The organism is Microvirga sp. P4_G7 (assembly GCF_056401005.1).
On the sequence record NZ_JBFUKD010000308.1, the window covers coordinates 1 to 4199 of the forward strand.

6 protein-coding genes are annotated in these 4199 nt (G+C 59.6%); all 6 read left to right on the forward strand.

From position 1 onward, the window contains the following. Positions 1 to 726 (forward strand): flagellar hook-associated family protein (locus tag AC1DT3_RS13380; RefSeq protein ID WP_477465742.1); only part of this gene is annotated, 726 nt, incomplete at its 5' end. Positions 727 to 744: 18 nt separating this feature from the next. Then, entirely contained in the window at positions 745 to 1092 is a 348-nt protein-coding gene (gene flaF, locus AC1DT3_RS13385; protein WP_477465743.1) for a flagellar biosynthesis regulator FlaF, read from the forward strand. Continuing rightward, complete coding sequence (gene flbT, locus AC1DT3_RS13390) at positions 1089 to 1511, forward strand: flagellar biosynthesis repressor FlbT (RefSeq protein ID WP_477465744.1); 423 nt, start codon at positions 1089 to 1091, stop codon at positions 1509 to 1511. The genes flaF and flbT overlap by 4 nt, the downstream gene beginning before the upstream one ends. Before the next feature lie 15 nt (positions 1512 to 1526). Further along, positions 1527 to 1925: a flagellar hook assembly protein FlgD gene (flgD, locus tag AC1DT3_RS13395; protein WP_477465745.1), complete on the forward strand. Its 399-nt coding sequence runs from the start codon at positions 1527 to 1529 to the stop codon at positions 1923 to 1925. Positions 1926 to 1927: 2 nt separating this feature from the next. Then, the gene (locus AC1DT3_RS13400; RefSeq protein WP_477465746.1) at positions 1928 to 2194 is read left to right on the forward strand and encodes a flagellar biosynthetic protein FliQ; all 267 of its coding nucleotides are present in this window, start codon (positions 1928 to 1930) and stop codon (positions 2192 to 2194) included. 97 nt (positions 2195 to 2291) lie between these two features. After that, positions 2292 to 4199, forward strand: a 1908-nt coding sequence (flhA, locus tag AC1DT3_RS13405; RefSeq protein ID WP_477465747.1) for a flagellar biosynthesis protein FlhA, incomplete at its 3' end; no start/stop codon positions are given.

Consider the following 4199-nt stretch of genomic DNA (forward strand, 5'->3'; position numbering starts at 1 on the left):
GTTCGCGATACGGCGAAGACCGAACTGAACACGTTGATGTCCGAACTCAACAAGTCGTCGGGTGGGCAATATCTCTTCGGAGGCATCAACTCGAAGCAGCAACCGCTCGCCGATTACTACGCAATACCAACTTCGGCGGCGAAGACCGCGGTCGATGCCGCGTTCTCCGCTGCCTTCGGAGGCATCGCGCAGGACGATCCGGCGGCCTTCAACATCACTGCGACACAGATGCAGACCTTCCTCGACGGCCCGTTTACGGCGCTCTTCGACGATACGAACTGGGTCGCCACATGGTCGTCCGCGTCCAGCCAGAACATTGAAAGTCGTGTCTCAACGACGGAGCGGATCGAAACATCCACCAACGCCAATGAAACGGCGATGCGCAAGCTTGCAATGGCCTACACGATGGCAGCCGATCTCGGCCTTGCGGGCATGCGAACGGAAACGCAGCAGGTCATTGTCGAAAAGGTCATGGAAATCCTCGGATCGGCCACGAACGACGTGGTTGAAATCCAGGCCGGCCTGGGCATCGCCGAGACGACGGTCACGCAAGCCAACACGCGGATGGGTTTGCAAAAGAACATCCTGACTCAGGCCATCGGCGGCCTTGAGGATGTTGACCCGGGAGAGGCGAAGACACGGGTCGATGCGCTCACGACGCAAATTCAGATGTCCTATTCGCTGACCTCGCAACTGCGCCAGCTCAGTCTCCTCAATTATCTCTAACCTGCTTCAGGATCGACGATGTATCGATATTCCTATGCCGAAGTTCTCGAAGACGCATCCGACGGTTGCCGTGAGCGGGAGAGAGTGGCCTTCGACAGGGCCATTGAACTTCTCAGAGCCGCCGATGTGAAAGGCGGAAACTCGCTCGAGAGTTCGGACGCCCTGTCCTTCGTGCAGCGCCTGTGGACCTTCTTGATCGAGGATCTCGTCAGCACGGACAACGGCCTGCCGGAGGCGCTTAGGGCGCAGCTCGTATCGATTGGCCTGTGGATCATGAAAGAAGCGGACCTCATCCGGCGCGGAGAATCCACCAACTACGGTGCGCTCATTGACATCAACACCGCCATCCGTGACGGCCTGAGATGAACAAGTCCATGCACTTGTCGCTGCGCGCCGGCGAGCGGATCTTCATCAACGGGGCGGTGTTGCGAGCCGATCGGAAGGTCACCCTCGAACTTCTCAACGACGCGACGTTCCTGCTCGAGAATCATGTGCTGCAAGTGGAGGACGCAACGACGCCGCTGCGGCAGCTCTATTTTGTCGTACAGGCGCTCTTGATCGACCCGACGAGCGCGGAGAATGCGCGCGCCATGTTCCGTCATCTGTTTGCGGCCACGCTGAAATCCTTCGAGAACCCCGAAATTGTGGCGGGTCTAGGATCGGTCGCCGAGATGGTCGATACCGGACGCGCGTTCGACGCTCTCAAGCTCCTTCGCGGGCTCTTCGCGCTCGAGGCCAGCCTGATCTCGGTCACGACCGACACACGCCCCATACAAGCCGCCTGATCGAGGAACCAGACGATGGATGTCAGCAATGTCAGGGCGGTGCAGAACAGCACCGCGAAGAGCCAGACGCAGCAATCGGCTGCGACGCTGAATTACAATACCTTCCTCAAGCTCTTGCTGGAGCAGATGAAAAATCAGGATCCGACAGCGCCCATGAGTTCGACGGACTACATGGCGCAGCTCGCGACCTTCTCGCAGGTCGAGCAATCGATGTTGTCGAACTCCAAGCTCGATTCGCTTTTGTCTTCTTCCGCATTGTCGCAGGCCGAAAGCGTGATCGGGCGCACTGTGACCTCTGCCGACGGCAAGATCACCGGCGAGGTCTCCTCGGTCCGGATCACCAGCGACGGACCGCTGGCAAAGCTCGCCAACGGCAGCGAGCTGCTCCTGGGCCCCGGCATCGTGATCAGCTGACGATGAACGAGGTCGACGCACTCGAACTGGTTCGGACCGCGATCTGGACGATCATCATCGGGGCCGGACCGGCGGTCGCTGCGGCGATGATCGTCGGCATTGCGATTGCCCTCGTCCAGGCGTTGACGCAAGTGCAGGAAGTCACATTGACCTTTATCCCGAAGATCATCGCGATTCTTCTCGTGACCCTCCTGACAGGCTCCTTCGTCGGCGCGCAGATCTTCACATTCACGGAACAAGTTTACGGACGGATCGCCAGTGGGTTCTAGCGAACCCGGTTGTTCGTACACGCCTTCTGACCAGCCCCGCACAAGCTTTATGAATGAAATCTGTATCGCATTCACGCGAATATGGATTTGAGCCGATATGGCGATCAGCGGGGCCGTCGAGGTCGAACGCGGCAAAGGTCGCGACATAGCGTTTGCGGGCGGTATCGTCTGCATCCTCGCGATCCTCTTCCTTCCCATACCAGCGGTCCTGATCGATATCGGCCTCGCGCTCTCGATCGCCTTGTCCGTCCTGATCCTGATGGTGGCGCTTTGGATTCAGAAGCCGCTCGAATTCTCGGCATTTCCGACCGTTCTTCTCATCGTGACGATGCTGCGCCTGGCGCTCGGCATTGCAACGACGCGCCTCATTCTCGCCAACGGTCATCAAGGCGTCTCTGCCGCAGGCCACGTGATCAACGGATTTTCGCAATTCGTCATGAGCGGCGATTTCGTGATCGGTCTCGTCGTCTTCACCATTCTCATCACGGTCAACTTCCTCGTCATCACCAAGGGCGCGACGCGTATCGCCGAGGTTGGTGCGCGCTTTACGCTCGATGCAATTCCTGGAAAGCAGATGGCGATCGACGCCGATCTGAATGCCGGTCTCATCGATGACAAGGAAGCGCAACATCGCCGGCGAGAGCTCGAGGAGGAGAGCGCCTTCTTCGGTTCGATGGACGGTGCTTCCAAGTTCGTGCGCGGAGAGGCGGTAGCGAGCCTCATCATCATTGCGGTGAACATCTTCGGCGGCATTGTCATCGGGGTCACCCGGCACGAGATGCCCCTCTCGAAAGCGGCGGACGTCTTCACAAAATTGTCTGTCGGTGACGGTCTGGTCTCGCAGATTCCGGCGCTCGTCGTTTCACTTGCTGCCGGCCTGCTCGTCTCCAAGGGTGGCGCCCGCGGTACTGCCGAACAGGCGGTGATGGGCCAGCTGGGCGCCTATCCCCGCGCGCTGACGGTCGCCGCCGCTTTGATGTTCGCCTTTGCTTTGGTGCCGGGCTTGCCGCTGGTGCCCTTCGCCGGTCTCGGTGTTCTGCTCGCCTTCGTCGCCTACACGATTCCCAAACGCCTCGCGGAGCGCCAGGCGGCCGCGAAGGCGAAAGTGGATGCGGCTGAGGCACTGACCAAAATCGAGTCGAAGGATTCGGTGAAGGAATCTCTCAAGACTCCGGAAATCGAGCTCTGTCTCGGCAAGCACCTCGCCGTCCAGATGCTGAGCGCGCATGGGGAGCTGGCGCACCGGGTGAGCAAGATGCGGCGCAAGTTCGCGCAGCAATATGGCTTCGTCGTGCCCGACATCAAGCTCTCGGATAGCCTTTCGATTCCTGCCAAGAGCTATCAGGTAAAGATTCACGGCACCGTGGTCGCAACACAGGAAACCCGACCAGGGGAACTTCTCGTCGTGATCGGGGATGGTCCGATCCCCGATGTGCCCGGTGATGAGATTCGTGAACCAGCCTTTGGCATGCGAGCCATGTGGATCTCCGATGTCTATGCCGGCGAAGTCCGGCGCGACGGGTTCGAACCGGTCGACAGCAATTCCGTTCTGCTTACCCATCTGAGCGAAGTCATCCGCAACAACCTGCCCCATCTTCTGTCCTACAAGGACATGCGGTCGCTCCTCGATCGGCTCGATCCGGAATACAAGAAGCTGATCGACGACATCTGCCCGTCGCAGATTTCCTATTCGGGCCTCCAGGCCGTGCTGAAGCTCCTCCTTGCAGAGCGCGTGTCGATCCGGAATCTCCATCTGATCCTGGAAGCGATCGCGGAGATCGCGCCCCACGCCCGGCGGTCCGAACAGGTCGTCGAACACGTCCGCATGCGAATTGCTCAACAGATCTGCGGCGATCTCGCGGAGGGTGGAGTGCTGAATGTGCTGCGTCTCGGAAATCGTTGGGATCTCGCTTTCCATCAGAGCCTGAAGCGGGACGCCAAGGGCGACGTGGTCGAATTCGATATCGATCCCCGCCTCGTCGAGCAGTTCGGCACGGAAGCATCC

What these genes read in the sequence shown, in the direction of transcription:
- flaF (WP_477465743.1), top strand. Translation starts at nt 745, where the DNA reads ATGTATCGATATTCCTATGCCGAAGTTCTCGAAGACGCATCCGACGGT.
- flbT (WP_477465744.1), top strand. Translation starts at nt 1,089, where the DNA reads ATGAACAAGTCCATGCACTTGTCGCTGCGCGCCGGCGAGCGGATCTTC.
- flgD (WP_477465745.1), top strand. Translation starts at nt 1,527, where the DNA reads ATGGATGTCAGCAATGTCAGGGCGGTGCAGAACAGCACCGCGAAGAGC.
- AC1DT3_RS13400 (WP_477465746.1), top strand. Translation starts at nt 1,928, where the DNA reads ATGAACGAGGTCGACGCACTCGAACTGGTTCGGACCGCGATCTGGACG.